This is a genomic window from Mesorhizobium sp. M0051, assembly GCF_040323235.1.
Classification (GTDB): Bacteria; Pseudomonadota; Alphaproteobacteria; order Rhizobiales; family Rhizobiaceae; genus Mesorhizobium.
The window spans coordinates 1-26,949 of the sequence record NZ_JAMYUT010000001.1 but is presented as its reverse complement, the minus strand read 5'-3'; the positions used below and the strand labels follow the sequence as shown (position 1 = coordinate 26,949).

The following is a 26,949-nucleotide window of genomic DNA, read 5'->3' as shown; positions in this document are numbered from 1 at the left end:
ATGTCGGGATCGGACTTACTGTTTCGTCCTTTGACAGAGAAAAAGGACCAACCATGCTCTACGCAATCCTCTGCTATGCTTCCGAAGATGTCGTCTGCTCCTGGAGCAAGGCACAGGACGACGAGGTCATGGCCAATCTCCGCGACGTCCAGGACAAATATGTCAAGGCTGGCAGGCTTGGGCCGGTCGCAAGGCTCTTGCCGACCACGGCCGCGACTACGCTGAGGAGGGTCAAGGGCGAAGTGGTCGTCATCGACGGTCCGTTTGCCGAGACCAAGGAACAATTCCTCGGCTTCTACACGCTCGAATGCGCCGATCTCGACGAGGCCGTGGAATTCGCCCGCGAACTTTCCGAGGTCAATCCGAGTGGCGGCTCTTACGAGATCCGGCCGGTCTCGGTCTTCAACCGCAACAAGGTCCCGGCATGACCGAACTTGCCTGGATCAGCTCCGCGATCAGCGCCGCCCGTCCGCAGGCGATGGGTGCGCTGCTGCGTTATTTCCGCGACCTCGATACGGCGGAAGAAGCTTTCCAGGACGCGTGTCTCAGGGCCATCAAGAACTGGCCGCAGAACGGCCCGCCGCGTGATCCGGCGGCCTGGCTGATCTTTGTCGGCCGCAACAGCGGCATCGACGCGGTGCGCAAGCGGGCCAAGCAGGCGCCGATGCCGGAGGAAGACCAGATCTCGGACCTGGAAGACGCCGAAAGCGATATCGCCGAGCGGCTGGACGGGGCGCATTACCGCGACGACATATTGCGGCTGCTGTTCATCTGCTGCCATCCCGACCTGCCGGCAACGCAGCAGATCGCGGTGGCGCTGCGGATTGTCTCGGGCCTCACCGTCAAGCAGATCGCGCGGGCCTTCCTGGTTGGCGAAAGCGCCATGGAGCAGCGCATCACCCGCGCCAAGGCGCGTATTGCGGACGCCGGCGTGCCGTTCGAGACGCCAGGCGCAGTCGAGCGGTCCGAACGGCTCGCCGCTGTCGCCGCGATGGTCTACCTGATCTTCAACGAAGGCTATTCGACCAACAGCGGCGAGGCGCCGGCCCGTGCGCCGCTGTGCGAAGAAGCGATCCGGCTGGCCCGGCTGTTGCTGCGGCTGTTCCAGACCGAGCCGGAGATCATGGGGCTGACGGCGCTGCTGCTTCTGCAGCATGCGCGCGCACCGGCCCGTTTCGACGAAGACGGCGAGATCGTGCTGCTCGAGGATCAGGATCGCAGCCTGTGGAGCCGCAAGATGATCGATGAGGGGCTGGCACTGGTCGACAAGGCGCTGCGCCATCGCAAGCCCGGCCCCTATCAGGTGCAGGCGGCCATTGCCGCCCTGCATGCTCGGGCCGAAAAGGCCGAGGACACCGACTGGAACGAGATCGATCTGCTCTACCGTTTGCTCGAGCAGATGCAGCCGTCGCCGGTGATCACGCTCAACCGGGCCGTCGCGGTCTCGAAGGTGCGTGGTCCGGCAGAGGCGCTCGCCATGATCGAGCCGCTGGAAGAACGGCTGTCCGGCTATTTCCACTTCTTCGGGCTCAAGGGTGGGCTTCTGATGCAGCTTGACCGGGGCGAGGAGGCGCGTGTCGCCTTCGACCGCGCGATTGCGCTGGCGAACACGGCGGCGGAAGCGGCTCATATCCGCATGCATATCGACCGGCTGATGAAGGACGGGGCCACCCGCGCGCCGACGCAAAAGGCAAACTGAGCGCCGTCCGCATGTCTGGCTCAATCGTGTCGCCTGGGCTTGGACCATGCCGGGGTGGCGATTCTTCCCCGAAACGAGTAATGCCACGCCATGACTGTGCCCGAAGTGCTGACCGGCACGCGGGCGACATTGCGCGAGCATTGGTTCAACGCCATCTGATGGCGATGGATCCGAAAGGGACAAAATGACGATAGCGAAGGAAACGACCGAGATTCTGGCGAAACTGGGTGTGGCCAAGGATGCGCTTGTCGGCGGTGACCTGATGGTACGCAGCCCGGTGACGGGCGAGCAGATCGCGGCGCTTAAGACGATCTCGCCCGCCGATGCGGCCAAGACCATCGATGCCGCGCACAAGGCCTTCCAGGCGTGGCGGCTGGTGCCCGGCCCGAGGCGTGGCGAACTGGTGCGGCTGCTCGGCGAGGAGTTGCGCGCGCACAAGGCCGAGCTTGGCCGGCTGGTCTCGATCGAGGTCGGCAAGATCCCGTCCGAGGGCCTCGGCGAAGTGCAGGAGATGATCGACATCTGCGATTTCGCCGTCGGTCTCTCCCGGCAATTGTACGGCCTGACCATCGCTACCGAGCGTCCGGGACATCGCATGATGGAAACCTGGCATCCGCTTGGCGTCGTCGGTGTCATCTCCGCCTTCAATTTCCCGGTTGCGGTGTGGTCGTGGAACGCGGCACTGGCGCTGGTCTGCGGCGATGCGGTGGTGTGGAAGCCGTCGGAGAAGACGCCGCTGACGGCGCTTGCCTGCGAAGCTATCTTCAAACGTGCGGTCAAGCGCTTCGGCGCGGATGCACCTGAGGGCCTGGCGCCGGTGCTGATCGGCGATCGTGCCGTCGGTGAGATCCTGGTCGATCATCCCAAGGTGCCGCTGGTGTCGGCCACCGGCTCGACCCGCATGGGCCGCGACGTCGGCCCGCGGCTGGCCAGGCGCTTTGCGCGCGCGGTGCTGGAGCTTGGCGGCAACAATGCCGGCATCGTCTGCCCGACAGCCGATCTCGACATGGCGTTGCGCGCGATTGCCTTTGGAGCGATGGGCACGGCAGGCCAGCGCTGCACCACGCTGCGGCGCCTGTTCGTGCATGACAGCGTCTACGATGCCCTGGTTCCACGTCTCAAGAAGGCCTACGAGAGCGTCTCGGTCGGCAATCCGCTGGAGACCTCCTCGCTGGTCGGGCCGCTGATCGACAAGGCAGCTTACGAGAACATGCAGAAGGCGCTGAAGGAAGCCGCCGCCCAGGGTGGCAAGGTGACCGGTGGCGCACGGGTCGAGAACGGTTACCCGGATGCCTATTACGTGCATCCGGCGCTCGTCGAAATGCCCAGGCAGGTCGCCCCGGTCACGGAAGAGACCTTCGCGCCGATCCTCTATGTGATGAAATATTCAGATTTCGACGCCGTGCTCGACGAGCACAATGCGGTGGGCGCCGGCCTGTCGTCGTCGATCTTCACCCGCGACCTGCAGGAGTCCGAGCGCTTCCTCGGTGTCGATGGGTCTGACTGCGGCATCGCCAATGTCAACATCGGCACCTCGGGCGCCGAGATCGGTGGCGCCTTCGGCGGCGAAAAGGAAACAGGCGGCGGCCGCGAGAGCGGCTCCGATGCGTGGAAGGCCTATATGCGGCGCGCCACCAACACGGTGAACTACTCAAAGGCACTGCCGCTCGCCCAGGGCGTCTCGTTCGATATCGACTGACGAGGGCCGGGTTGGGCATTGGCAGCTTTTGTGCCGGTAGCTTTTAACGATAGGAATTTTTTCTTGACCTCGTGCCCTCAGCTATGGTACATATTCGTCCATGGTGCTGATTTGCGCCAGTGACCCGCCGTGCAGGCGGGTTTTTCGTTTGATGCTTCGTCAGCCAACGCCGGCGAAGGCTGCGAAGGATAACCCGAGTTCGTTGCCATGGGCGTCTCCCGCAGGGTTGCCCAACCGATCAGCTGCCTGCCGGCTGGCCAAAAGTCGCGTCGAAAGCGGCATCGACTATGGCCAGCTTGGCGGCCTGGACGGTCATGTATTCCTGGTAGAAGGTGTTCGACACCCACATCACCGAATGGCCGCGCTGGCCGAGCCAGCCGATGCTGCCGAGGTTCTCGGCGGCGCGCAGTTTGCGGGCAAGGTGGGTACGCGACAGCTTGAGCCATTTGGCGAAATCGCCGATCGAAACCACGCTGGTCGCAATCCGCTCCAGGCCGGCATGATCGGGGTCGATGCCCGACATCAGCCAGTCCATGACGATGCCGCCATTGTTGAGCCAGATGAACAGGGAAAAGGTCTGGTTGGGTTCGCGCACCGGCGCGGAGGCTAGCAGGCCGTCCGCCACCAGAGGCTGGAGCCTGGCAACCATTTCGGGATGCTCCAGGAATCTGGCCAAGCGGTCAGCGCCGTCGAGGCGATCCAGCGTCCGTAAATGGGCAAGGACCCAGCCGGAAAAGGTCTGCACGGTTGCCGCCGTCGGCTGCAAGGGATGGGTACGGCCGTCGCCACCCGACACGTATTCGGCAATGTGGTAGTGCAGCATCTCCTTGATGAAAGCGTCTGCTGTGTTGCGGCTGGCCACCGCGTGCTGGTGCACGAACTCGATGAAACGCGATACCGTCAGTTCCTTGCGACGGTCGTGCGGGTCGCGCCTGAAATGCATGGCAAGGCCGACATGGCCCATCAGCCAACGCTGCTGCGTGGCGAAAATCGAAGCCAGCCGCGGACTGTCCTGATAAATCTGGATCAGCGCCAGCGACTGCTCCTGAACGCAACGATGCAACGCCGGATGGCCGGCAATGTCTTCCAATCTCAGCGCCATCTCCTGGTGTTCCGGCTCGACTCCAAAGCGGGTTGCGCTCCAAATTTTTCAGCCTTCGGCAGCTGTGTCCAGAGGGTATCAAATAGCGAGGTCAGGCTCTGTCCGGGTAGGGTCGCCAAGCTGGCCTGCTTTGTCGCCAGCCGGTTGGCACGGCCAAAGATCAGCTGCAGACGCGGACCTCCTCGATCACCCTGTGGTGGTGGCGCCAGTGCTTGATCAGTTCGATGTGGCAGCGGTGATGCCGGTAGTGGCGGCGATATTCGCCGTCGCTGTAGTCGCCATATTGCGCGTTCTGGTCGTCATCATACTGGTTGTCGTAAATACGCCGGTCGTGATGGCGGCGAACGATGATTTCGCCATTGTCGAACTGATCATCCGGTGAATATTGGTCGTCCGGTGAATATTGGTCGTCGTCGGACTGGATAATCACGCTTGCGGCTTGCGTCGGTGCCACCACCGCGGCCGTTGCGGCGAATGCCAATACGGAAGCTAAAATCAATTTCTTCATTCGGTCCTCCTGCGAACTCAAGACCTATCAACTCGTGGACGAACCGGGCGTTCCACAGGACATCTACACGCTTTGCGACGCCTGGGACATCAAACCGTTATCGGCATCAGCCATGCGCTCCAGTTGGACAAAGGCCGTCAACGGCAGATGGTCCGATGCAACCCGAGAAAGCGGCGTGTCATGCGCGTCGACGGCGGCAATCATGCCATGCCTGTTGGCCATGATGCGGTCGAGCGCCAGCAGCGGCAGGTTCGAGGGGAAGGTGGGGACCGCCGGCGGCTGCGGGCCGAACGACGCATGCAGCGTATTGAGCGCGGAGCGGTTGCCGAGGCGCCATTCGTTGAGGTCGCCGAGCAGCAAGGTCGGCTTTTCGTCCGGGCTGTTCATCAGGTCGAGTACGACACGTGCCTGCTGGGAGCGCGAGCGGCGCAGCAGGCCGAGATGGGCGGCGATGATGCGCAGCGTCTGGCTTCCATCGAGGTCGATCTCCGCCACCAACGCGCCGCGCGGCTCCAGTCCCGGAAGTCTGATCTGGTGCACGTCACGAACGACGCCCTTCTTGAACAGCAAGACATTGCCATGCCAGCCATGGCCCTTGCCGGTCGCGGAAATCGGCACCGGAACAAGGCCGGTTTCGCGCTCGAGCCGGGCCAGGTCGAGAAGCCCGATACGGTCGCCGAAGCGGTTGTCGACTTCCTGCAACGCAATGACATCCGGATCGATCTCGCGGATGACGCGGACGGTCCGCTCCGGGTCGAACTTCCTGTCGACGCCGATGCATTTGTGGACATTGTAGGAGGCAACCAGCGTGCCGGTGATGGCCGTGGTCTTGAGTGCGGCAACGTTTGCCTTCCGCATCCGGCGGTCACGAATGGATAACAGCATACTTGCCGGGAGGCTGCGTCCGGTCACGCGCATCGTGTGCCTACCATGGCCGCTGCTTTCACCATGCACTTCAGATAGAGTCTTTCAGTCCATATTCCATGATCGGCATCAAACTATCCGCCTAACACGTCGTTTTGGTAAAGATGGGTTCACTCTCATCCAGAGACTGGGTGAACCCATCTAGAGATAGGGATAAACCCATCTAGAGATAGGGCGAGCCGAGCCAGAGGGCCCGGTCGAACAGTCTGATGAGGAACGGCCTGGCCTTCAACGCTTCCAGCGTGACCGGTACGGCCGTCTCAAGCGCCGACCGGATGCGCGCTTCGATCTCGTTGGCAAAGCCGGCGTCGAGGATTTCGAGGTCGATCTCGAAATTCAGCCGCAGCGACCGGGCGTCAAGATTGGAAGAGCCGACATAAGCCCACACGCCGTCGATCGAAACCAGTTTCGAATGGTCGAAAGGTCCTTCCGTGCGCCACACGCGGCAATAATGTTTCAGCACCTGGTCGAATTGCGCCGTCATCGCACGGTCGACCAGGAAAAGGTTGTTCACCGCCGGTACGACGATGTCGATTTCGACACCTCGCCTGCCCGCCGTTATCAGCGCACTGATTAGTTCGCGATCCGGCAGAAAATAGGGCGACATCAGGCGGATCGATTTGCGGGCGACGGAGAATGCGCCGATCAGCAGCTTGTGGTTGGTTTCGTTGCTGGCGTCCGGGCCGGAAGCGACGGCCCGGACCAGCATTGGCACGCCGGGTGCCGGCGACAGCGGGGCAATTCGCCACGCATCACTCTTCAGCGCTTCGTTGGTGGCGAAGCGCCAGTCCTCGGCTGCGACCGAAAAGAGGTCGGCGACGACTGGACCGGTCACCCGGAAATGTGTGTCCCTGGCGCTGTTGGAGCCGGCGAATTCGGCTGAGAAGCCCTTGCGGATGTTCATGCCGCCGGTGAAGGCGACCATGCCGTCGACCACGAGGATCTTCCGGTGGGTCCTGAGATTGGCATAGGGCAGGCGCAGACCCATGACGATGTTGCCGTTGAAGAGATCGGTGGTGATGTTGGCCTCGCGCAAATGACCAAGGATGCTCGGCACGGAGTAGCGGGCGCCGACGGCATCGATCAGCACGCGCACGGCGACGCCGCGCCGGACGGCGCCGGCCAGCGCTTCGACGAAGAGTCGGCCGACGGCGTCATTGTCGAAAATGTAGGTTTCGAGCAGGATGCTGCGTTCGGCGCCGTCGATCGCCGCACACATGGCCGCATAGGCCTGGTCGCCGGTCTCGAGCAGCTCTATTGCATTTCCAGGCGTCAGTGCGCGCCGCGCCACCCTGTCGCCCAGTGTTCTCAAGCCGGTGAACCGCTGCCCGTATCGCTCGACGACAAGGGCCTCTTCGGCGGCGACGTCGCGCTCGAGCTTGGCGGACACCGCGTTGCCGGCAAGCGGACGCTGTGCGGTGATCGTGGCACGACGGATGCGGTTGATGCCGGCGACGGCATAGATCAGCACGCCGAGGATCGGCGACAGCACCATCACGCCGACCCAGCCGGTGGCGGCGCGGACATCCTCCTTGGTCATGACGGCGTGAACGATGCCGACGGTCGCCATCACCACGGAGATGACCGCGAGAATTTGGGGCCAATGAGTCGCCAGGGTCTCCAACATGGCCGAGACTATCCAGCGCGCGATTGCAGAAGGCAATGCGGCCGATCATGTGCTGGAACTGATCTTGCCAGGCATCGTGCGATGGCAAGCGTTCGATGTTGCGAAGAGATACTCAGTGCCGGCGACAGGCGGCCTGGCCGAAGAATTGTAACCTTGGGCAGAGCGGCGAAGCATAGAGACGAGCTGACGCAACGTCATTCTCTGCAGCCACCGGTTGTCGAAGGCTTCCTATGCTTGGCGGCGGACTTGTTGTATGCAAGCGGGAATAAAAAACAATGATGTAACGTTTCGGTCGAGGGCGAGGGGGGCCGCGAATGGTGGAGTTCAACTTCGGCGGACCGCCTATGGGTGACGACGACGTCGAATTATCGGCCGAATGCCGGCGCCAGTTGTTGCCGCTCGTGCGCGAAATCGTTCAGGCGGCGGTCGCGGTCGGTTGGAACGAGGAGGATGTTCTTCTCGGCCTTGTCGAACTTGCATGGAATCTATACGAGGAGCGTCGCGAGGATACGCAATAGCTGGCGATATTCAGCCGGCCCGCAAGATCTTCGACTGCCCAGTCCATCGGCGCCAGTCCTTTCGTTTTTCCCGGACAAAACGCTTTCTTTGCGCATGGAAGTTCTTCCATAGCCTTAGCATGTGCGTTAGTTTGATTCCCGGGTTGGTGGGCTAAAGGGGATTTCGAACGGCGAGGCGGCTGAGGCGAGGCCCATGAAACATGCGGAGACCTGGGAAGGCGGCGCTTTCCGGGGCGGCGGTCGGGGACGAGTATCCCGACCTGTGTTCGGCGTTATTGCGGAAAGTGCAAGCCCGAGAAGGGCAGCCCAGCGCGGGAGCGCGATGTCTCCGCGCGACTGGATCGCGGAAGCTTCTGGCGACCAGCATTCCTCAGGGATTTTGCCGGCTCGCATAACTGTCCGTGTTCGGCAAGGCCGGCCCGTGGGCTCTCGATACCGTCCGCCGCTGCCGAGCCGACCGGGATTGCCGGCGCCGGGACCGATTGACCGTTCAACGCTTGTCCCTCCGGCATATGATGCGTGAGAGCCGGCACAGGTCCAGTTCGATCAATCACGAATTGTTTTCGAGGGAACGACGTATGCCGCATCAGGTTGAGTTCCATTCGGGAAAGATCAGGAGGCCGAGCCATGCGGCGCCATGATGATCCCCGGGAACCGACTTCCGGGACCGATGCGACGCGACAGCCGACGCTGAACGTGAAAGGCGGGCTTTCGGTGCGCGGTGCGCGCCGCGTGCAGGAATTCCTGAACGAGAACTTTTCGCGCAAGCTGGCACTTTCCGAAATGGCCGCGGTTTGCGGGCTTTCGCCCTATCACTTCATGCGGGCTTTCTCGAAGACGTTCGGGGCGCCGCCGCACCAGTATGTTCTCGATCTGCGGCTGGACTTCGCGGAAAGACTGCTTCTCGACAGGCGCATGACCATCGCGGAGATCGCTCATCTCTGCGGATTTTCAAGCCAGAGCCATTTTACCACGATGATGAAGAAGTATCGCGGTGTCACGCCATTGCAAGCGCGGTCCGGAAAGCTTAGGCGGGAAGCTTAGGCGGACCGGTAGATTGCGCAAGTACTTTGACGCTGGCGGATGATCTCTTATTAAAGCGATTACTAAAGTAACGAGCCGTTAACCTCTACGGTCCTGCGCCGATGTTTTGTCACGAGACAGCAATTTCGTGAAATACCGCAAGCCAGAATCATGGCTTCTTAGCATCAGTTCGTATTGTCAGACATTTTCACGCCGACAGGCGGGCGGAGAGGGACCATGACCGACAATCACATTTCCAATGGCTCGTTTGCGCGGGCGGTGAATTTCGCCGGGCACTGGATCGCGGGCGCCGGTCATGGCTCTCGCTCGACGCGCCGCCGCCTGATGGCGGTGCTGCGCATGGCGCACCGCGTGCTCGGCCTCGGCCGCAAGAATATGGGTCTGGGAACGCTGGGCGTCGGCGGCAGTGTGCGTTCGGCCGGCGCGATCGGCGGCCTTGCCGCGCTCGCCGCGCTCGGCCTCTCCGCGCCGGCCCAGGCGCAATACCAGGCTGGCGGCGGTTCGGCGACAGGCGGCAACGCCGTCGCCATCGGTAACGGTGCCACGACGAATGGCAATAACGCCGTGGCGTTGGGCACCTCCAACAGTGCAACGGGCGACGCTACGATCGCCATCGGCTATTCAATGAGTGTCAATGGCCTCAACTCCATAGGCATAGGTGTCTTCGCAGGCGCAACCGGCGTCAATGCCCTCGCCCTGGGCGGGAATGCCAAGGCCAACGGGACGCGGCAAGCGCCATTGGCGTCAATTCGGTTGCAGCCGCCGGCGCGGCCGCCTTTGGCCTGAACGCGCGTGCCGACGGAACGAACTCGACGGCGATAGGCTATGTTACCCGGGCGACCGGACTGCGCGCCACCGCGCTCGGGTTTGGTGCAACAGCGTCCGGGCTGGATTCGATTGCCCAAGGTAATAGCGCCGTCGCAAGCAACCAGAATGCCATCGCCATCGGCTTCCAGTCGACCGCGACCGCGGTCAACGCCATCAATCTTGGCAACCGAACTATTGCGGGAGGTGGCGCCCTTCAAGACAGCGCCATCGCCCTCGGCACGGACGTACTGGCGTCTCAGGTCGACGCCACTGCGATCGGACGCCAAAGCAAGGCAACGGGCACGGGCGCCACGGCGATGGGCCGGAACGCCAGCGCCTGGGGTAACCAGTCGATCGCGCTCGGCCTGGGCGCGCAGGCAGGCGTTCAGGCCAACACGGCCTTGCCCAATAGCATCGCCATCGGCACCAATTCGCTATCGTCTGGCGCTTTCGCCACCGCGATGGGCGCCGCCTCGACTGCGAGTGGCGCCAATTCGGCAGCCGTGGGCTTCCAGGCCCAGGCCGCCGGCGCCAATGCCGCAGCCGTTGGTCCCCAGGCAAATGCATCGGCATTAGACTCGGCAGCGTTCGGCAATGTTGCCACGGCTTCGGGCAATTTCGCTCTGGCCCTGGGCAATTCGGCCGTGTCGAGCGGAGTGGGCTCGGTCGCGGCGGGCTCCGGAGCCCAGGCTACGGACGTCTCCGCAACAGCAGTCGGCAACAACGCCACGGCGACAGCCGCGAGCGCAAGCGCGCTGGGCTTGGGTGCCACGGCGAGCGGTATAGACAGTACCGCTCTCGGCTTCGGCACCGTAGCCAACGCCGACAATTCGACTGCCGTCGGACGTCAAGCCCGCGCCACCGGACTCAACAGTACCGCGCTCGGCCGCGGCGCCCAAAGCAGCGCTGTGAATTCCATCTCTCTCGGCGCTGGGACGAGGGCAACCGGAATTAACTCCGTGTATCTCGGCTCGAGCACTTTTGCGACAAGCGCCAGCGGAGACAACGCCATCGGCATCGGCACGGACGTGACGGCATCCGACGCCGACGCCATTGCGATGGGGCGCGACAGCCAGGCGACCGCAACCAACGCCATCGCGGTCGGTCTACAGTCCGCTGCGCTCTCCGCCGACTCCGTCGCCATCGGCACGGGCGCGATCACCGATGGCGGCAAGGCCGTGGCCATCGGCTTCGGCAACCAAGCCTATGGCGACGGCGCGGTCGCCATCGGCGATCCGAGCTACGCCAGCGGCACCGGCGCCTTCACCGGCGGCGCCAACAACATCGCCAACAGCGACGGCACGGCGTCCGCCACCGCAGCCAACATGGCCAGCGGCGCGGTCGCCATCGGCAACAACAACAAGGCGATCGGGCAGGGCTCGGTGGCGCTGGGCAACGGCTCGACCGCCGGTGCCGCTGGCCTCGCCGGCAATGTCGCGCTCGGCGACGGTGCGACGGCGGCGGCGAGCTCCGGCGACGTGGCGCTCGGCTCGGGCTCGGCGACCACGACGGCGGTCGGCACGGCGAGCGGGGTGGTCAACGGTACGACCTACGCCTTCCAGGGCACCAACCCGCTCTCGACCGTCAGCATCGGCGCTCCTGGCGCCGAGCGTACGCTGACCAACCTGGCGGCGGGGCGCGTCAGCGCGCTGTCGACCGACGCGATCAACGGCTCGCAGCTCTTCGCCACCAACCAGGCGGTCGACGCCATCGGTGCTGCCATCACCAACATCAATATCGGCGGCATCAAGTATTTCCATGCCAACTCGACGGCGGCGGATTCCTTGGCATCGGGTACGGACTCCGTCGCGATCGGGCCCGTCGCGACCGCGACCGGGACGAACGCCATCGCGGCCGGCACCAATTCGAGCGCCACCGACGCCAATGCCTCGGCTTTCGGCAGCGGCGCCGTCGCATCGGCCCTCGACGCAACGGCGATGGGCTACATATCCAAGGCGTCGGGCCAATACAGCACTGCCGTCGGCGCCAACGCCAATGCGACAGCCACGTCCAGCACGGCGATCGGCCAGAATGCGTTTGCCACCGGCTTTCAGGCGGCGGCTCTTGGCGCGGGTGCGAATGCCGGCGCCCAGAATGCGCTCGCGCTGGGCGCCCTCTCCAGTGCCGGCAATGCAGGCGACGTCGCGCTCGGCTCGGGCTCGGTCACGGCCGTGGCGGTCGGCACGCCCAGCACCGTGATCAACGGCACGACCTATGCGTTCCAGGGCACCAACCCAACCTCGACGGTCAGCGTCGGCGCGGTCGGCGCTGAGCGCACCATCACCAACGTCGCGGCAGGGCGGATCAGCGGGTCCTCGACGGATGCGATCAACGGTTCGCAGCTGTTCGCCACCAACCAGGCCGTCGACGCCATCGGCACCACGCTCAGCACCATCGGCGGTTCCCTAACCAATCTCGGCAACACGATCGCCAACATCGCCGGCGATACCTCGACTGCTTATACCGACGCCAATGGCATCGGTATCCGCTATGCCCGCACCAACGAGGCGGGCCTGGCGCAGACCGATTCCTTCGCGCAAGGCGTCGGCTCCACCGCGGTCGGCTACCAGGCGACCGCGACGGGCGCCCGCGCGCGGGCGCTCGGCCGCGACAGCAATGTCAGCATCGACGGCGGCGTGGCTCTCGGTTCCGGTTCTGTTTCGGATCGCGCGGTAGCGCCCGCATCGGGATCGATCCTCGCCGGCACCGGCCTCGTTCCCTACAACACCACCGACCTGACACTGCTCGGCGCCGTCTCGGTGGGCACCTCCACCTCCTATCGCCAGATAACCAATGTGGCCGACGGCACGGAGGACCAGGACGCGGTCTCGCTTCGCCAGTTGAAGGGCGCGCTGAGCTCTTTCGCGGTGACAGGGACCAAGTATTTCCACGCTAATTCGACGGCATCGGACTCGCTTGCGGTCGGCACCGATTCGGTTGCGGTTGGCCCGCGCACGACCGTCAACGGCGACAACGGCATTGGCATCGGCAACGGCGCCATCGTGCAGCAGACGGCGCCGGGAGGCATCGCGATCGGCCAGAACGCGACGGTCAATCAGGCCGACAGCATTGCTTTCGGCACGAACTCGACCGCCAACGGCGCCCAGGCAATGGCGCTTGGCGCCGGCGCCACGGCCAACGAGCCGGGCAGCGTCGCTCTCGGCGCGGGCTCGACGACGGCGGCGGCGGTCGCCACCACCGGCACCACGATCAACGGCGTCAACTACACGTTTGCCGGAACCGCTCCGACGAGCACGGTGAGCGTCGGCAGCGCCGGCAACGAGCGCACCATCACCAATGTGGCGGCGGGCCGGATCAGTTCCACCTCCACCGACGCGATCAACGGCAGCCAGCTCTATGCGACCAACCAGGCAGTCGAGGCAGTGCAGGGGAGTGTCGGCGATCTCGCTGAATTCTCCGTCCAGTACGACAAGGACGTGGACGGCAACAAATCCAACTCGCTAACGCTTGCTGGCGGCGATCCGAACGCTCCGGTGGTCATCCACAATGTGGGGGCGGGCGTCGCGAACAATGACGCGGTCAACGTCAAGCAACTCAACGACGGGCTGTCGCTCACGCTGGCAGATTCGAAGACCTATACCGATCAGGTAGCAGGCACGACGCTCCAGCAAGCCAACAACTACACCGACCAGAAACTCGGCCAGCTTAATTCGGACATCAGCGGCATCCGGGACGAAGCACGGCAAGCGGCGGCCATCGGCCTTGCCGCAGCCTCGCTGCGCTACGACGACCGTCCCGGAAAGTTGAGCGTGGCGGCCGGCGGCGGCTTCTGGCGGGACGAGAGTGCGTTCGCCTTCGGCGCGGGCTACACCAGCGAAGACGGCCGTATCCGCGGTAATGTCTCGGGCACGGCGGCGGGCGGAGATGTCGGGGTCGGCGCCGGCCTCAGCTTCACCTTGAACTGAGGCGGGGATGAACAGACTGACCAGACATGCCGGCCTCGGGCTTGCCGCACTGACTTGTCTGGTGCTGTCGGGTAGCCTCGTGCAGGCTGCCGGGCAGGCAGGCTCGACATACAGGATCAAGCCCTCGGACGTGGCGGTCCCACCCGAGGTGAAACTGGGGGACTACCAGCGGACCATCCGTCCCTTCGAAAATTGGACGCTGATCTGCGACGAGAACCTCAAGGCCCGCAAGAAGGTCTGCAATGTCTCGCAGGTGATCGAGGACACATCCGGCAAGATGGCCTTCAGCTGGTCGCTTGCGGCCACGCAGGACGGCAAGCCGTACATGATCCTGCGCACCGCGCCGAACGCCAGGAGCGACGGCCTTGTGTCGCTGAAATTCGACGGACAGGCGAAGCCGATCGACGTTCACTTGAACGGCTGCAACGACGTGGTCTGTGTCGGCATGTTGCCGGTCGGGCCCGTGATGCGCCAGCAGATATCGCAGAGCGCGACGCCGGCGATCTCCTATTCGACCGTCGATGGCCAGACGATCACCGTGACCGCAACACTCAAGGGGCTGACGCAAGCCCTTTCGCCAATCAAATGACCGGGGAAGCATCATGAGCCAGCAGGACCAGTTCATGTCCGCAAAACGCAGCCCGACCGTCGAGCCGGATCGGCAGAGGCTCGCTGAGCCGCCGCGGCGGCGGTGGCCGCGCGTCCTCGCACTTTCGCTGATGGGGCTGACGATGGCTGGCCTGGGCTTCGCCGCCGCGAACTACGTCGCGATGACCAGCCTGATCGGCGGCGCGACGGCCGCACAGGCGCAGGCAGCCGCGCCAGCACTTCCGGACACGCCTTTCCTCGAGCACGTCAAGCAAGCCGGTGTGCAGGCCTGTTCTACGATCTACCCGGTGCTCGGGCAGATATTGACGACCGGCGCCAAATACAGCGTCAAATCGCTGTGGAACGACCAGGCCGCCGACAAACATGCCGTTCAGGCCTTTGTCGGCATGGACTATGCGACCGAGCGCTATAGCGGACCGGCCGCCGGCGTCGTTTTCGCATCGCCCACCGCTTCGGGTTGCGAGGGAGCGATGGTACGGGTGGCGCCGTTCGCCAGTCCGTGTTCCGAGATTCCCTCCGTTCTTCCGCAGGGCAGCAAGATCACCGACCATCTTGGCAAGGTCGAGGTGTACGAGCTTGGCGGGAACGCGGGTGAAGCCCTTCTCCTGCCGACAGGCAACAGCTGTGTGGTGATCTCCGTCGCTTCGGCGTCGAAGTGAGGACGCGAAGCTGATGGCGACGGCTCCTGCAGAGGATTGCTGACTATGAGATACGGACCTTTGGCTGCTGTTCTTGGCTTTGCCTTGCTCTGGGCCGGGCAAGTCATCTCGGCCGATCTGCCGGAAGCGCCGCCCGAACCGCCGGCGCCACCACCGCAGGAGGAAAAAGGCATCTGGGCGGCGATCGCCTACTCCAGCACCGACGTCAAATACGGCTTCTTCTGGGGCGCCGACAAGCGGCAGGAGGCGTCGGATATCGCGCTCAAGCATTGCAAGAACGCGGGCGGAGATAATTGCACCGTCGTAACGGTGTTCCGCAATCATCGCCATTGGAACGACGACGACGATACCGGCTTTCCCTACAAGCATTGCGGTGCCCTGGCCTTGGCCGAGAAGGCGAACGAACGGCAGTTCACGCCCTGGGGCGTGGATTCCGCCGAAACGCGTCGTGAAGCGGAAGACCTCGCTTTGCAGGCCTGCGAGGCGGCGGGAAGCAAATGCAAGATCCGCGAGTGGGTTTGTACATGAAGCGTGGCCTCAAGGCCGTCTCCGCGTGTGGGGCAATCGTATTCTCATTGATGTCGCCGGCCTTGGCCCAGCAACAGGTGGCGGCGGTCCTCGACGGACCGTCGTCGCTGCGCGAAGTCTATCAGGACTGGAGCGTGGCCTGTTCCGTCCGCGAGAAGGCAAGGGTGTGCTCACTTTCGCAGGACCAGGTCCAGCAGAACGGCCAGAGGCTTCTTGCGGTGGAAATCGCGGGACGCGCGGACGGTTCGACGACGGCTACCCTGCTTCTACCCTTCGGCATACTGCTCGACTCAGGCGTGACGCTCCAGATCGACGATCGGCCGCCATTGTCCCAGCAGCGCTTCAGGACCTGCCTGCCAACGGGTTGCCTCGCGGTCTTTGCCATCGAACGGTCGGTGCTTGGAAAACTGCGGGAAGGCTCGGTGCTGAAGCTCAATGTCACGACAGATGCCGAGACCCCGCTGACATTCCCGGTGTCGCTGCACGGGCTGACCGCGGCGCTCGACCGCATGACCGCGTTAAGCGCGCGTTGAGGGGGAACGGGGGTCAGCCTGTACCTCGTGGCGCTGTCCGAAATAGCGATCCAGCCCCGCTTCGGCCGTTAGTAGCCGGTATGATTCTGGCTGCATCGGCCGCTTTCCCACACGTGGCGGCGTCCGGGTACAACTGCAGCGGGTCGATTTCTATGTGCCATTTTTGTTACATCCCGCCGCTCTTCTGATCTGAATCGCCCTTTTAGTGGCGGCTAAACCAATAATCGCTCACAAATTTCATGAAACTGTGAATAATCCCCCGACAGGTAGGCCTTGGCTTGGCCATAGCGCTCAAGTAATAGGGGCGCTGGGGAAACCGTAGGGTGGGTTCATATGAATACGACAAGCATGTCGACCATAGGCAAGCGCCTTGGTCTTTTGATGGCGGCCACCATGCTGACCTGCGGGGGCGCTCATGCGCTCACGCTCAAGGAGGCGATGGCCGTTGCGGTTGAATCCAATCCCGAGATTGGACAGGCAATCGAAAACCGCGAAGCCATCGAATTCGAGCTGCGGCAGGCCAAGGGGCTTTATCTTCCCAGCGTCGACGTCGAGGCATCGGCTGGCGTTCGCCGGCTCGACAATCCGTCCCGGCGATCGCTTTCCATAGAAGACGACGCGCTCTACCCGGCTGAAACGGATCTTACGGTTTCGCAGACGCTTTATGACAGCGGCGCAAGGCGGGCCGAGTTGAACCGCCAGGCTTCGCGAGTCGATGGCGCTTCGTTCCGGGTGCTGGAGCGCTCCGAATTCATCGGGCTGTCCGTTGTCCAGGATTACCTGGAGTACATGCTGCAGGCTTCGATCGTTGCCGAAGCGAAGAAGAATCTCGGCTTCCATCAGGCAATTCTCGGCGACATCCGGCAAGGTATTTCGGGCGGCGCGCTGAACGAGGCCGACCGGCAACAGGCCGAGGAACGGCTGTTCGCCGCCAAGGCGCGCATGCAGGAGGCGACCGAGGAACTGGAAGCGGCCAAGATCCGCTTCTTCAAGACCGTCGGAAAGCCACTGACCAGCCCTTCAAGGCCGGGCGATGTCTCGGCCGCGCTGCCACGCTCGCTTGACGAGGCAATAGGGTTGGCGCGGGAAAGCAATCCGCGCGTGCACATGGCCAACAGCGACATCGATGCCGCGGCCTCCCTCGTGGATGCTGCACGGGCAAAATTTGGCCCCTCCATCATTGCTGAAGGTCGCGCCCGGGCGGGAGCAGACATTGACGGCGACGATGGCGACACCAGCGACCTGCAGGCGCGCGTGGTCCTGCGCTGGAACCTCTACCGCGGTGGTATCGACAAGGCCAACGAGCAGGAGCAGATCCGCCGCACCAGCGAACAGCGTCTGGCGCTGCATCAGGTCCAGCGCGAAATCGAGGAAGCCGTTCGCACCTCATGGGATCGCCGTTTCCGGCAAGCCGATCTGGCAAAGACCCTGAGGCAACAAGCCGCCTCCAGTGAGAAGCTGGTCGCTTCCTATCGCGAGCAGTTCAAAGTCGGACAGCGTTCGCTGCTCGACGTGCTCGATGCACAGAATACGCGGTTCAACACCGCAACGCTGGCTGATACCTCGTCCTATGCATCGCTCTTTGCCGAGTACCGGCTGCTGGCCGCGACCGGACAGTTGCTGAAAACGATGAACCTCAAGCCGGCGAAACAAGCGACGGCCTATGCGCGAACCGAGTTTGCGGCACCGGAAACCGCAGACACCGAGACCTATGCGCGGACGCCGTCGGAGCAGAAGAACGACCTGCCTTTCGACATTCTCGCCCCGGTGAGGAAGAAGTAAGACGGCGCAAAGTCCAGCGAGAGTTCCGACGGGCAGATCGTGAACCAGCAACCCCATATCCTGTCTCCCAAGGAGGCGTTCAAGGCCTGCTTCTCAGCCGTTGCCGGATATCTCGGCCGGCCGAGCGCGGAGACGGTGCTGTTCGCCGGCGTACCGCTGTCGGACACCCGAATTGAAGTCGACGACATCAGGCACCTTGCCGAGCGCATCGGCATGGAAGTCACCGAGTTCAGCCACCGCGACTTTCTCAGGGGCCGCATCGACCTGCCCGCCATCGTCTTTCGCGTCAGCCAGTTGCCCATCGCCCTGCTCGCGCAAACCGAAGACGGCGCGTATATCACCGCGCCCCAGGAGGACGGTCGCACCGCAATCGGCAGATCGGAACTCGCCGCCAGCTACATCAGCGGTGGAGCGTCCTTCTCGATCACCTATGCCAACGCGGCCGAGGGGATGACGGTCGGCTCGGCAGCCAAGATCGAGCGAAGACATTGGCTTACCGGAACGATGGGCGCTTTCTGGCGCACCTATTCGAAGGTCGTCCTGGCGGCGGTGTTCATCAATATGCTGGCCATAGCCTCGCCCATCTTCACGATGAACGTCTACGACAGGATCCTGCCGAACAAGGCGATATCGACACTGTGGGTTCTGGCAATCGGCATTGGCGCCGTCATCCTGTTCGACCTGCTTTTGAAGACGGCCAGAGCTTCCCTTATCGACTATGCCGGGCGCAAAGCCGATCTTCGGATATCGTATCTTCTGTTCGAGAAAGTGCTGAACTCGTCGCTGTCGGCGCGTCCCGGTTCGACCGGTGAATACGCAAACAGGGTCACGCAATATGAGTTCGTCAGGGAGTTCTTCACCTCGAACACCATCAGCGTGTTCATCGACACGGCATTCGTCTTCGTCTTTCTGCTCGTCATCTATGCGATAGGCGGCTGGCTGGTGATCATTCCGGCGCTGGCCTTCGTGATGTCGGTTGTCGTCGGCCTGATCACGCAGCGTCGCATCGGCAAGCGCGTCGCCGCCTCGATGAACGAAGCTTCGCAACGCCAGTCGCTGCTGGTCGAATCCATCTCCACGCTGGAGACGATCAAGTCGCTGCGCGCCGAGGCGTATCTGCTGCGCAAATGGGGGGAGCACTCCAAGAACGCCGCCAACACCTCCGAGAAGATCAAGCAGCTTTCGGCGGCCGCGGGCAACATCACCCAGTCCATACAGCAGCTGGTGACCGTCGCCCTGGTCGTGGCCGGTGCCTACGCCTTCTCGGAAGGACATGTTTCGACGGGAGCGATCATAGGAACGGTGATGCTGGCGAGCCGGGCCGTGGCTCCGCTCGGCCAGATCGCCATCACGCTGTCGCGGTTCCGCCAGGCCATGCTCTCGTTGAGGATGGTGAACTCGATCATGGCTCAGCCGGAAGACCGGCCGGACACTGTGGGTTTCGTCAATCGCCCCATTCGCAGCGGGGCGATGGTGTTCAGAAACGTCGGGTTCGTTTATCCCGGCACGGAAAACGAGGTGTTGAGCGGCCTGAATTTCTCGGTGAAGCCGGGTGAGCGGGTCGGTATCATCGGCCGCATAGGATCGGGCAAGACGACGATGGGTCGTCTTATCGGCCGGCTTTTCCTGCCGACTTCCGGCGAGCTGCTGCTGGATGGGATCGACATTCGCCAGTATCACCCGTCCGAGGTTCGCGCCGCGGTCGGCATCGTTGCGCAGGCTGGCGACCTGTTCTCGGGCACCATCAAGGAAAACCTCCTGATGGCATGCCCCGAGGCTACCGACGAGCAGATCATCGAAGCGGCGAAGGCCGCCGGCGTCGACGATTTCGTCTCACGCCACCCGCGCGGCTACGACATGAATGTCGGCGAGCGCGGCACCAATCTTTCCGGCGGCCAGAGGCAGACGGTGGCGATCGCACGACTGCTTTTGACCAAACCGAAAGTCGTCTTTCTGGATGAACCATCGGGCTCGATGGATCTCGCATCGGAACGCCAGTTGATAAAGCAGCTGAAAGTCGCCTTTGACCGCGACACGACGCTGATCGTCTCCACACACCGGTTCAGCATGCTTGAACTGGCCGACCGCCTGATCGTCATCGAGCGGGGCAAGATCGTTGCCGACGGTCCGAAGGACCAAGTCATACAGGCGTTGCAGAAAACAAGCGCCTGATAGAACAAATAGTAATGCATCCAATGCGTTGGGGCGTGGGAAATGCTTGCCAGGGAAGATCGACCGCCGCTTTTCGCGTCGGCGTCCATATTCATCATAGGAGCGCTCTTCGTCGCTTTTGTCGCCTGGGCATCCTTTGCCGAAGTCGATGAGATCGCACGCGGCGACGGCAAGGTCATACCCGCTTCCAAGACCCAGGTCATTCAGGCGAGTGAAGCCGGTGTCGTTCAGGAGATCGCCGTGACGATCGGCCAGATCGTCAAGAAGAACGATCTCATCATCCGCCTGGACAACACGCTCAACACGTCCAGCCTCGGCGAGCAGCAGGCCAAAGCGCGCGCGCTGGAAGTGCGCATAGCAAGGTTGAAATACGAACAGGCCGGCAATCTGTCGGGCGCATTTCCGTGCCCGCAAGACATTCAGTCGATCGCTCCGCAAATCTGCGACAATGAACAAAAGCTGCTCATCGCCCGACGCGAGAATTTCGACAACAAGCTATCGGTGCTCAAGTCGCGCCTCGACCAGCGCGAAAAGGAATTGGCCGAGGCGATCGCCAATTCCGACCGTCTGACCAAGAACCTGGCCGTCAGCGACCAGGAGGCAACGCTGGTCGACGCGATGGTCAAGAAAGGCTTGATGGCAAGGACCGAGCAGCTCCGGGTGGAACGCGAGCAGACCGAACTCAACGGTCAGCTGAACCTGGCGGGCGAGACGATCAAGAAGGGCAAGGCGGCGATCACGGAAGCACAGCTTCAGGTCGAGGAACTCGGCCTGCAACTGCAGCAGGAGGCGTTGGACGACCTCACCCAGGCGCTGGCGGACCTTTCGGTGGTGGATGAAACCATAAGAGGGGCGACCGACAAGGTGGCCCGCACCGATATCCGGTCTCCGGTGGACGGCATCGTCAACACGCTGGAACTGAACACGGTCGGCGCCTTCGTCCAGCCTGGCGCCGTGGTGGCCGGCATCGTGCCGACCTCCGAGACCTTGCTGGTGGAGGCACGGGTTTCGCCACGGGACGTCGCGTTCATCCGCCCCGACCAGGAAGCGCTTATCAAGGTCACCGCCTATGATTTCTCGATCTTCGGCGGCATCGAGGGCAAGGTTTCGAACATCACGGCAGACAGCCTGGTCGATCAGAAGACAGGGGAACCCTACTATCAGGTGCGCGTGTCGACGGACAAATCGACACTTCTGAGAGACGGCAAAGCCTATTCGATCATCCCCGGCATGATCTGTTCAGTCGACATCAAGACCGGGCGCAAGACGATCCTGCACTACCTCCTGAAGCCGATCAACAAGGCGCGTGAGGAGGCGATGAGTGAGCGGTAGCGCCAGCCTTCATCAACCCGATCGCGAGCGACTGCTGCCTTCGGTCACGGCCGAGGATTTTGGGCTGGAATTTCGGGTCGTGGCGCGCGGCGGCATACGACGCGGCATCCGTCTGGAGCGGGCATTCTGGATGGCGCTGAAGCACATGGCCGAAGTCCGCAAATGCACGATCGGCATGCTCATCGACGAGATCGCCGAAAGCCAGGCGCAGACAGGCAACCTGACATCCGCGATCCGGGTGGCCTGCATGCGTGGGTTGGGGGACGAGAACCTGACGTTGCGAAGGCTTGCGTCGATCAACACCATCAATGCCATACTGGTCGCTTGCCCGTCACCGGCCTTTGCGCTGGCATCGTCGAAGAAGATCCTGACGTTCAACGCGCCGTTCCAGCAACTGGTCAAGCGTCAACTGCCGATCGCCCCAAGCGATGATGCGCGCAACGACCTCAAGCTGGCGCTGGACCTCAATGTGGCTGATATCTTCGCGCGGCTCGATGCCAATGGCGAAACGCCGGTGGCCACCGGCTTTGTCATCGGCGCCGGCGAGCGTCGATACCGTGGGCAGTTGAATGCGGTGCGCGCGCCGGTGGTCGAGCCGGAGTTGCTGATGGCGTTCGTCTTCGCCGGCTAGACCGGTCCGCTCACCGGACCTGCATCGCCCACCCCAGAGTAGACCTACGGCTGAAAACCTTCGCCCGGCGCGACCGTCGCGAAGCCGCCCTTGATGTCGGCCATCTGGGCTTCGCCCGGTCTAGAGCCGTGGATCCAGGCCCGGTCCGTGCTGAACGAATAGAGCGGAACGTAGTCCGGCAGATCGCTGTCGCGCCTAACGGTGTTGCTGAGGCTGTCGAGAATGAAGGTGCCGCTACCCGTGCTCACCGACAGCACGGCGTGAAAGAAGCCCCTCTTGCGGTCCTGGAGAACGACCAGCGCCATGCTTTGCGTCGGGATGCCGGCCCTCATCAGAGCCGTCATCTTGAGGATGGCGAAATCCTCGCAGTCGCCGGCAAGCCGTTCCAGGATCTCCGACGGCTTCGCCCAGTAGTCGAGCTTGCCGTAGACGACGCTGTCTTTCTTATAGGCGATCAGGTGATTGACGCTGCTGTTGACGAAGGACAGTTTCTCGCTGAACCCCTTGCCTTGGGCGACGGAGACCATGTCGACGAAAGCCGCGCTCTTGCGCTCGCAGTCGCTGCCAGCCGAACAGGCGATGATTGCCCGGTAGACGGGCGCCCAGCGGGCCGAGACGGGAAAATTGCGCATCGACAAGGCGACCGACCCGAATACGCCCGGAATGATCGACGCGGTCTGCACAGGGTCTATCCCGGCTTGCGCCATTGATGGGCTGTCGCCATGATCGGCAACGGCCGGACCATAGCTGCCCAACATCATGCCGATGCGGTAAGGGGCAGCAGGCAGCCAGGGCTGGGGCCTCGCCAGCGACACGCCGCCGAGGCAGGGCGGCGTCTGGACCCTTTCCAGAGGCGCGCCCTGTGCGGCTGCATCGCTGGAAATAGCGTTCGCGAATGATGGCCCTGCCAGGCCGACAAGCCCGATTGCCAGCAGGAGCACCTTGAGCCCGGTTTTTCCCAGAGCTGAGTTTTCTTTTTTCATGACGCCCACCTTTGACTGTGGACGCTACCAATCTTGTCTCAAATTATTGGAAAGGAAGGTAGGTAACTTTCCCCCAAATCACTTCGACTATTTTGCGTAAAATTTTATACAAATTTATACTTCCATTTACCAAAGAATCGCGGCTCACCTCCATCCTTTCGGCTCCCACGCGGGCCAATGTATATCAGGTTATATTGTTGTAGTTTACCACGTGTAAAAAATGCCGAACCATGCATATCTGAGTATATGAAATAGATTGCAGGACGGTTGCAAAGCAGAGGTCGCCACTGTCTCTTTCCGGGAAATGACGGAGGGGTTTCAGCAATGACCACCAATATCGATTTGGACAGCTTTTCGGGTTCCATGGACGACCATTCGGCGTCCGGCGAACACAACAGTCAGATTTCGCCGGCAGAGATGCAGGTCGCACAGGCAACGGCGGCACAGCAGCCCGCCCCGGCAGCCTCCGAACCGGTGCCGGTCGATGTCGGCGCAGCGCCGGCCAAGCCGGAGGCACCGGTTACGGCAAACGCACCCGCGGCGACGGCACCGCACGAATATGTGGCTGACGCTGGCAACATCGTAAAACTTCCGTCCAACGTTTCCATCGACAACATCAAGGTCGACGGCAACAACCTTGTGCTCGAACAGGCCGACGGCTCGGTGATCGTGATCAAGGACGGCGCCTTGCACGTGCCGACCTTCATCATCGGCGACGTCGAGGTGCCGCGCGTTGCCCTGCTGGCGGCGCTGGAAGCCAGCCATGTCGATGTTGCCTTCGGTGCCGACGGTTCCATATCGGCCGGCCCAGGCGGTTCGAATTCCAGTGCAGGCGGAGACTTCTCGGTCCCCCCCGGCGGCATCGGCGACGGCTTCGACCTGTCGGCCCTGCTCCCGCCGACAGCCTTGCAGTTTGGTCAATTGGACCGGCGTGAGCTGTTCCCCTCGATCGTCGACAGGCAGGTTACAGTGACGGCCACGTCCTTGCTTGCTCCCAGCGAAGCGGCCAGCGAAACCGGCCTTGATGGCGGCCCGACACAATCGCCGGGTAGCGACGCACCGAGCCATTCGGAAACATCCAGCAAGGGAACGATCAGCATCGATGCGCCGGATGGAATCGGGTCGATCGTCATCAACGGCGTCACCGTCACCGGTGTCGGCCAGCACATCCCGGGGGATTTCGGTTTCCTGACGATCGTCTCCTACAATCCGAGCACCGGTGCCATCGAATACAATTACACGGTGACCGAATCGGTCACGCATCCCTTGCAGGGGGATGGATTCAATCCGAACGACACGGTTCCGGACAATTTCAGCATCACTGTCACGGATGTCGACGGCGATACGGCCAGCACCACCTTTGCCGTCGCCATCGTCGACGACGTGCCGACTGCGGTTGCCGACAGCGACAGCATCGCCGCCGGCCAGTTCGGCCCCGCCACGGGCAATGTGCTTGTCGGCGGTACGGATGCGGGTGATGGCAATACCACGGACGGCGTTGCCGACACCCAGGGCGCCGACGGGGCGACGGTGGTGGGCGTTGCGGCCGGCAACACCAATACCGATGTCACTGACGCGGCTACGCTCGACGTGCCCTTCCAGGGCGCCTACGGCAAGCTGACGCTGCACAGCGACGGCAGCTATACCTACGTGCGCGACGCCGGCACGCCCGGCGGCGTCAACGACGTCTTCACCTACACGATCAAGGACGGCGACGGCGACACCTCGCACACCACGCTGACGATCTCGATCGGCAATTCGACGCCTGTCATCACCGACCTGACGCCGCAAGCCAACGGCGGCGATGTCGTCGTCAACGAGGCTGCATTGAATGTCGGCACGGCGGGCGGGCCTGGGTCGGATCCGGCAAGCACGGCCGAGACCGGCGCCGGCACTTTCACCATCTCCTCGCCCGACGGCATCCATTCGCTGGCGATCGACGGCAATGCCTTCATCACCAATGGCGCGTTCACCGCAGGCTCCTTCACCACCGCGCTCGGCAACACACTCAATGTGACGGCTTACAATGCCGCCACCGGCCAGGTGAGCTACACCTACACGCTGGTCGACAACGAGGCGCATGACCCCATCCAGGGCACGAACAACCTGTTTGAAAACTTCACCGTCACACTGACAGACCAGGATCTGCAGAGCACCGACGCCACGCTCTCCGTCAAGATCGTCGACGATGTGCCGACGGCGCATGATGAAGCCTCGCAGTCAATTGCGGAAGGTGCTCCGGCGCTGACCGGGACACTGGACTTCGTCGCGGGCGCAGATGGCGCGACGGTGACGCATGTCAACGGCACGCTGCTGATCTTCGATGCCGGCACGGGCTACTCGCAGTCGGTCGACATCGGCGCGGGCACCATCCAGGTGAAGGCGGACGGGTCATACTCGTTCACGCCGGATGCCTCGGTCGACAACAGCTCCGGTCCGGTGGCGGTCAACGCGACCTACACGGTGACGGATGGCGATCTCGACACTTCGACCGCCAACATCGCCTTCACGATCACGGACGGCGCAGGCCCGGCTGCGGGCGCTCCGATCACGCTGGCGCTTGACGACCAGAACCTGAGCGACGGCTCGACGCCGGCCGGCCCTGACTTCGCCGCGAACTCGATCACCTTCACGCCGGGCTCGGACGCGATCGCCTCGATCGCCTTCGGCACCGATTTGAGCGGGCTGAACACCGCCAACCTGACCTGGACCAGGGTGTCGGACACCCAGGTCGTGGGCAAGGACGGCGCCGTGACGGTGGTGACGCTCGACCTGTCGGTTGCCAACAATGTGGCAACGGTGACGGCGACGCTGAACAACAACTACGATGCACATCCCGGCATCAATCTCGACGATCTGGTCAATCTGGGCCATCTCGGCGTGGTCGCAACCGATACTGACGGTGACCAGGCGACTGGCACGGTCAACGTGACGGTGTCCGACGACGTGCCGACGGCGCATGATGAAGCCTCGCAGAACGTCGCCGAAGGTGCGACGATCACTGGAACGCTAGACTTCGTCGCCGGCGCCGACGGCGCTACGGTGACGCATATCGGCGGCACCGCCCTGGTCTTCGGAGGCGATGGCTATTCGCAGCCGATCGATATCGGCGATGGCTTGATCAAGGTCATGGCTGACGGCCATTACTCCTTCACCGCCGACAATTCGGTTGTCGGCACCGGCGCGGCTTCTGCAATTTACACGGTGACGGACGGCGACGGTGACACATCAACGGCCGGCATCAGCTTTGCGGTGACGGACGCCAATGTTCCGACCGGCGGCACAGCTGCGGCCTCGGTTGACGATGACGGCCTCGCCGGCGGCAATCCAGCGAGCACGATAGGGGACATCGACGCCAATACGGGCGAGTCCCCAGCGAGCCTCAGCGAAGCAGTCTACAACGGCACACTGGGTGGTAGCGTCGGCGGTGATGGAGCCGGCTCCAACGGCTTCTCGTTCGCGACGCTGGACGGTACTGGTGGCACTGTCGGCCAGGAGAGCGTAACCTATAGCTGGGACGTCGCCACCGACACGCTGACGGCAACGGGTCCGCGCGGCGATCTGTTCACGGTGCATGTGACGGACCCAGCAACGGGCGCCTACACCGTGACACTGCTCGACAACGTCCTTCAAGCTCAAGGACCGAACGACGAGAACAATGCGACGGTCGATCTCGGCTATGTGATCACCGATGCCGACGGCTCGACGGCGCCTGGCACACTGACCATCACCTTTAACGATGATGCGCCGACGGTGGCGTTGGCCGACGTGGCGCTGCCGACGCTGACGGTCGACGAGAGCTTCCTGACGGCTGCGACCAATGGCGGCATCAACGGCTCGGGCCAGGCGCCTGCCGGCTCGACGCA

The 26,949-nt window shown here is 63.1% G+C and carries 22 protein-coding genes; 17 read left to right on the top strand and 5 right to left on the bottom strand.

The annotated features are described in order from the left end of the window. The first annotated feature begins 53 nt into the window (after window positions 1-53). The 3 genes from NKJ90_RS00105 to amaB all read left to right on the top strand — a co-directional run bounded on the left by NKJ90_RS00105 (window position 54) and on the right by amaB (window position 3,398). Window positions 54-428, top strand: coding sequence for a YciI family protein (locus tag NKJ90_RS00105; RefSeq protein WP_023761646.1), 375 nt, complete (start codon window positions 54-56; stop codon window positions 426-428). After that, window positions 425-1,699, top strand: a complete 1,275-nt coding sequence (locus NKJ90_RS00100) for an RNA polymerase sigma factor (protein ID WP_023761645.1) — start codon at window positions 425-427, stop codon at window positions 1,697-1,699. The genes NKJ90_RS00105 and NKJ90_RS00100 overlap by 4 nt, the downstream gene beginning before the upstream one ends. 184 nt (window positions 1,700-1,883) lie before the next feature. Next, window positions 1,884-3,398 carry an L-piperidine-6-carboxylate dehydrogenase gene (gene amaB / locus NKJ90_RS00095; protein WP_023761644.1) on the top strand — a complete coding sequence of 505 codons (1,515 nt, stop codon included), beginning with the start codon at window positions 1,884-1,886 and terminating at the stop codon, window positions 3,396-3,398. A gap of 238 nt (window positions 3,399-3,636) precedes the next feature. Here amaB and NKJ90_RS00090 read toward each other — a convergent pair whose 3' ends face one another. From NKJ90_RS00090 to NKJ90_RS00075, 4 genes are all read right to left on the bottom strand, one after another. Beyond that, on the bottom strand, window positions 3,637-4,500 hold the full coding sequence (locus NKJ90_RS00090) for a hypothetical protein (protein ID WP_023761643.1): 864 nt from the start codon (window positions 4,498-4,500) through the stop codon (window positions 3,637-3,639). Between the two features lie 160 nt (window positions 4,501-4,660). Beyond that, complete coding sequence (locus tag NKJ90_RS00085; RefSeq protein WP_031260858.1) at window positions 4,661-5,008, bottom strand: hypothetical protein; 348 nt, start codon at window positions 5,006-5,008, stop codon at window positions 4,661-4,663. Window positions 5,009-5,071: 63 nt separating this feature from the next. Next, window positions 5,072-5,926: an endonuclease/exonuclease/phosphatase family protein gene (locus NKJ90_RS00080; RefSeq protein ID WP_031260856.1), complete on the bottom strand. Its 855-nt coding sequence runs from the start codon at window positions 5,924-5,926 to the stop codon at window positions 5,072-5,074. A 169-nt stretch (window positions 5,927-6,095) separates the two neighbouring features. Then, window positions 6,096-7,559 (bottom strand): phospholipase D-like domain-containing protein, encoded by a 1,464-nt coding sequence (locus NKJ90_RS00075; protein WP_023761640.1) that lies wholly within the window; start codon window positions 7,557-7,559, stop codon window positions 6,096-6,098. Here NKJ90_RS00075 and NKJ90_RS00070 point away from each other — a divergent pair. The 13 genes from NKJ90_RS00070 to NKJ90_RS00015 all read left to right on the top strand — a co-directional run bounded on the left by NKJ90_RS00070 (window position 7,558) and on the right by NKJ90_RS00015 (window position 22,100). Next, on the top strand, window positions 7,558-7,710 hold the full coding sequence (locus NKJ90_RS00070; protein WP_023761639.1) for a hypothetical protein: 153 nt from the start codon (window positions 7,558-7,560) through the stop codon (window positions 7,708-7,710). The genes NKJ90_RS00075 and NKJ90_RS00070 overlap by 2 nt on opposite strands. A gap of 163 nt (window positions 7,711-7,873) precedes the next feature. Then, window positions 7,874-8,077: a hypothetical protein gene (locus NKJ90_RS00065; protein ID WP_023761638.1), complete on the top strand. Its 204-nt coding sequence runs from the start codon at window positions 7,874-7,876 to the stop codon at window positions 8,075-8,077. Window positions 8,078-8,704: 627 nt separating this feature from the next. Next, window positions 8,705-9,121 carry a helix-turn-helix transcriptional regulator gene (locus tag NKJ90_RS00060; RefSeq protein ID WP_023761637.1) on the top strand — a complete coding sequence of 139 codons (417 nt, stop codon included), beginning with the start codon at window positions 8,705-8,707 and terminating at the stop codon, window positions 9,119-9,121. 216 nt (window positions 9,122-9,337) lie between these two features. Continuing rightward, window positions 9,338-9,907 (top strand): hypothetical protein, encoded by a 570-nt coding sequence (locus tag NKJ90_RS33455; RefSeq protein WP_502904879.1) that lies wholly within the window; start codon window positions 9,338-9,340, stop codon window positions 9,905-9,907. Next, a complete protein-coding gene (locus tag NKJ90_RS00055; RefSeq protein WP_502904880.1) occupies window positions 9,859-13,854 on the top strand; it encodes a YadA-like family protein in 3,996 nt (1,331 codons plus the stop codon). Before NKJ90_RS33455 ends, NKJ90_RS00055 begins: the two co-directional genes overlap by 49 nt. 7 nt (window positions 13,855-13,861) lie before the next feature. Beyond that, a complete protein-coding gene (locus tag NKJ90_RS00050; protein ID WP_023760603.1) occupies window positions 13,862-14,443 on the top strand; it encodes an invasion associated locus B family protein in 582 nt (193 codons plus the stop codon). A 13-nt stretch (window positions 14,444-14,456) separates the two neighbouring features. Then, entirely contained in the window at window positions 14,457-15,122 is a 666-nt protein-coding gene (locus NKJ90_RS00045) for a hypothetical protein (RefSeq protein WP_023760604.1), read from the top strand. A gap of 45 nt (window positions 15,123-15,167) precedes the next feature. Continuing rightward, window positions 15,168-15,650: a DUF4189 domain-containing protein gene (locus NKJ90_RS00040; protein ID WP_023760605.1), complete on the top strand. Its 483-nt coding sequence runs from the start codon at window positions 15,168-15,170 to the stop codon at window positions 15,648-15,650. Next, entirely contained in the window at window positions 15,647-16,183 is a 537-nt protein-coding gene (locus NKJ90_RS00035) for an invasion associated locus B family protein (RefSeq protein WP_031260655.1), read from the top strand. The genes NKJ90_RS00040 and NKJ90_RS00035 overlap by 4 nt, the downstream gene beginning before the upstream one ends. Before the next feature lie 333 nt (window positions 16,184-16,516). Further along, complete coding sequence (locus NKJ90_RS00030; protein WP_023760607.1) at window positions 16,517-17,965, top strand: TolC family protein; 1,449 nt, start codon at window positions 16,517-16,519, stop codon at window positions 17,963-17,965. Window positions 17,966-18,004: 39 nt separating this feature from the next. Then, window positions 18,005-20,137, top strand: coding sequence for a type I secretion system permease/ATPase (locus NKJ90_RS00025; RefSeq protein ID WP_023760608.1), 2,133 nt, complete (start codon window positions 18,005-18,007; stop codon window positions 20,135-20,137). A 42-nt stretch (window positions 20,138-20,179) separates the two neighbouring features. After that, window positions 20,180-21,469, top strand: a complete 1,290-nt coding sequence (locus NKJ90_RS00020; protein ID WP_023760609.1) for an HlyD family type I secretion periplasmic adaptor subunit — start codon at window positions 20,180-20,182, stop codon at window positions 21,467-21,469. Further along, window positions 21,459-22,100 (top strand): ribbon-helix-helix domain-containing protein, encoded by a 642-nt coding sequence (locus NKJ90_RS00015; protein WP_023760610.1) that lies wholly within the window; start codon window positions 21,459-21,461, stop codon window positions 22,098-22,100. The genes NKJ90_RS00020 and NKJ90_RS00015 overlap by 11 nt, the downstream gene beginning before the upstream one ends. Window positions 22,101-22,144: 44 nt before the next feature. Here NKJ90_RS00015 and NKJ90_RS00010 read toward each other — a convergent pair whose 3' ends face one another. Continuing rightward, entirely contained in the window at window positions 22,145-23,083 is a 939-nt protein-coding gene (locus NKJ90_RS00010) for a transglutaminase-like cysteine peptidase (protein ID WP_023760611.1), read from the bottom strand. A gap of 324 nt (window positions 23,084-23,407) precedes the next feature. On the opposite strand from NKJ90_RS00010, the gene NKJ90_RS00005 reads away from it, so the two are divergent. After that, window positions 23,408-26,949 (top strand): beta strand repeat-containing protein (locus tag NKJ90_RS00005; RefSeq protein ID WP_352485490.1); only part of this gene is annotated, 3,542 nt, incomplete at its 3' end.

What these genes read in the sequence shown, in the direction of transcription:
- NKJ90_RS00050 (WP_023760603.1), top strand. Translation starts at nt 13,862, where the DNA reads ATGAACAGACTGACCAGACATGCCGGCCTCGGGCTTGCCGCACTGACT.
- NKJ90_RS00035 (WP_031260655.1), top strand. Translation starts at nt 15,647, where the DNA reads ATGAAGCGTGGCCTCAAGGCCGTCTCCGCGTGTGGGGCAATCGTATTC.
- NKJ90_RS00040 (WP_023760605.1), top strand. Translation starts at nt 15,168, where the DNA reads ATGAGATACGGACCTTTGGCTGCTGTTCTTGGCTTTGCCTTGCTCTGG.
- NKJ90_RS00090 (WP_023761643.1), bottom strand. Translation starts at nt 4,500, where the DNA reads ATGGCGCTGAGATTGGAAGACATTGCCGGCCATCCGGCGTTGCATCGT.
- amaB (WP_023761644.1), top strand. Translation starts at nt 1,884, where the DNA reads ATGACGATAGCGAAGGAAACGACCGAGATTCTGGCGAAACTGGGTGTG.
- NKJ90_RS00105 (WP_023761646.1), top strand. Translation starts at nt 54, where the DNA reads ATGCTCTACGCAATCCTCTGCTATGCTTCCGAAGATGTCGTCTGCTCC.
- NKJ90_RS00080 (WP_031260856.1), bottom strand. Translation starts at nt 5,926, where the DNA reads ATGCGCGTGACCGGACGCAGCCTCCCGGCAAGTATGCTGTTATCCATT.
- NKJ90_RS00085 (WP_031260858.1), bottom strand. Translation starts at nt 5,008, where the DNA reads ATGAAGAAATTGATTTTAGCTTCCGTATTGGCATTCGCCGCAACGGCC.
- NKJ90_RS00060 (WP_023761637.1), top strand. Translation starts at nt 8,705, where the DNA reads ATGCGGCGCCATGATGATCCCCGGGAACCGACTTCCGGGACCGATGCG.
- NKJ90_RS00070 (WP_023761639.1), top strand. Translation starts at nt 7,558, where the DNA reads ATGGCCGAGACTATCCAGCGCGCGATTGCAGAAGGCAATGCGGCCGAT.
- NKJ90_RS00045 (WP_023760604.1), top strand. Translation starts at nt 14,457, where the DNA reads ATGAGCCAGCAGGACCAGTTCATGTCCGCAAAACGCAGCCCGACCGTC.
- NKJ90_RS00030 (WP_023760607.1), top strand. Translation starts at nt 16,517, where the DNA reads ATGAATACGACAAGCATGTCGACCATAGGCAAGCGCCTTGGTCTTTTG.
- NKJ90_RS00065 (WP_023761638.1), top strand. Translation starts at nt 7,874, where the DNA reads ATGGTGGAGTTCAACTTCGGCGGACCGCCTATGGGTGACGACGACGTC.
- NKJ90_RS00075 (WP_023761640.1), bottom strand. Translation starts at nt 7,559, where the DNA reads ATGTTGGAGACCCTGGCGACTCATTGGCCCCAAATTCTCGCGGTCATC.
- NKJ90_RS00010 (WP_023760611.1), bottom strand. Translation starts at nt 23,083, where the DNA reads ATGAAAAAAGAAAACTCAGCTCTGGGAAAAACCGGGCTCAAGGTGCTC.
- NKJ90_RS00100 (WP_023761645.1), top strand. Translation starts at nt 425, where the DNA reads ATGACCGAACTTGCCTGGATCAGCTCCGCGATCAGCGCCGCCCGTCCG.
- NKJ90_RS00020 (WP_023760609.1), top strand. Translation starts at nt 20,180, where the DNA reads ATGCTTGCCAGGGAAGATCGACCGCCGCTTTTCGCGTCGGCGTCCATA.
- NKJ90_RS33455 (WP_502904879.1), top strand. Translation starts at nt 9,338, where the DNA reads ATGACCGACAATCACATTTCCAATGGCTCGTTTGCGCGGGCGGTGAAT.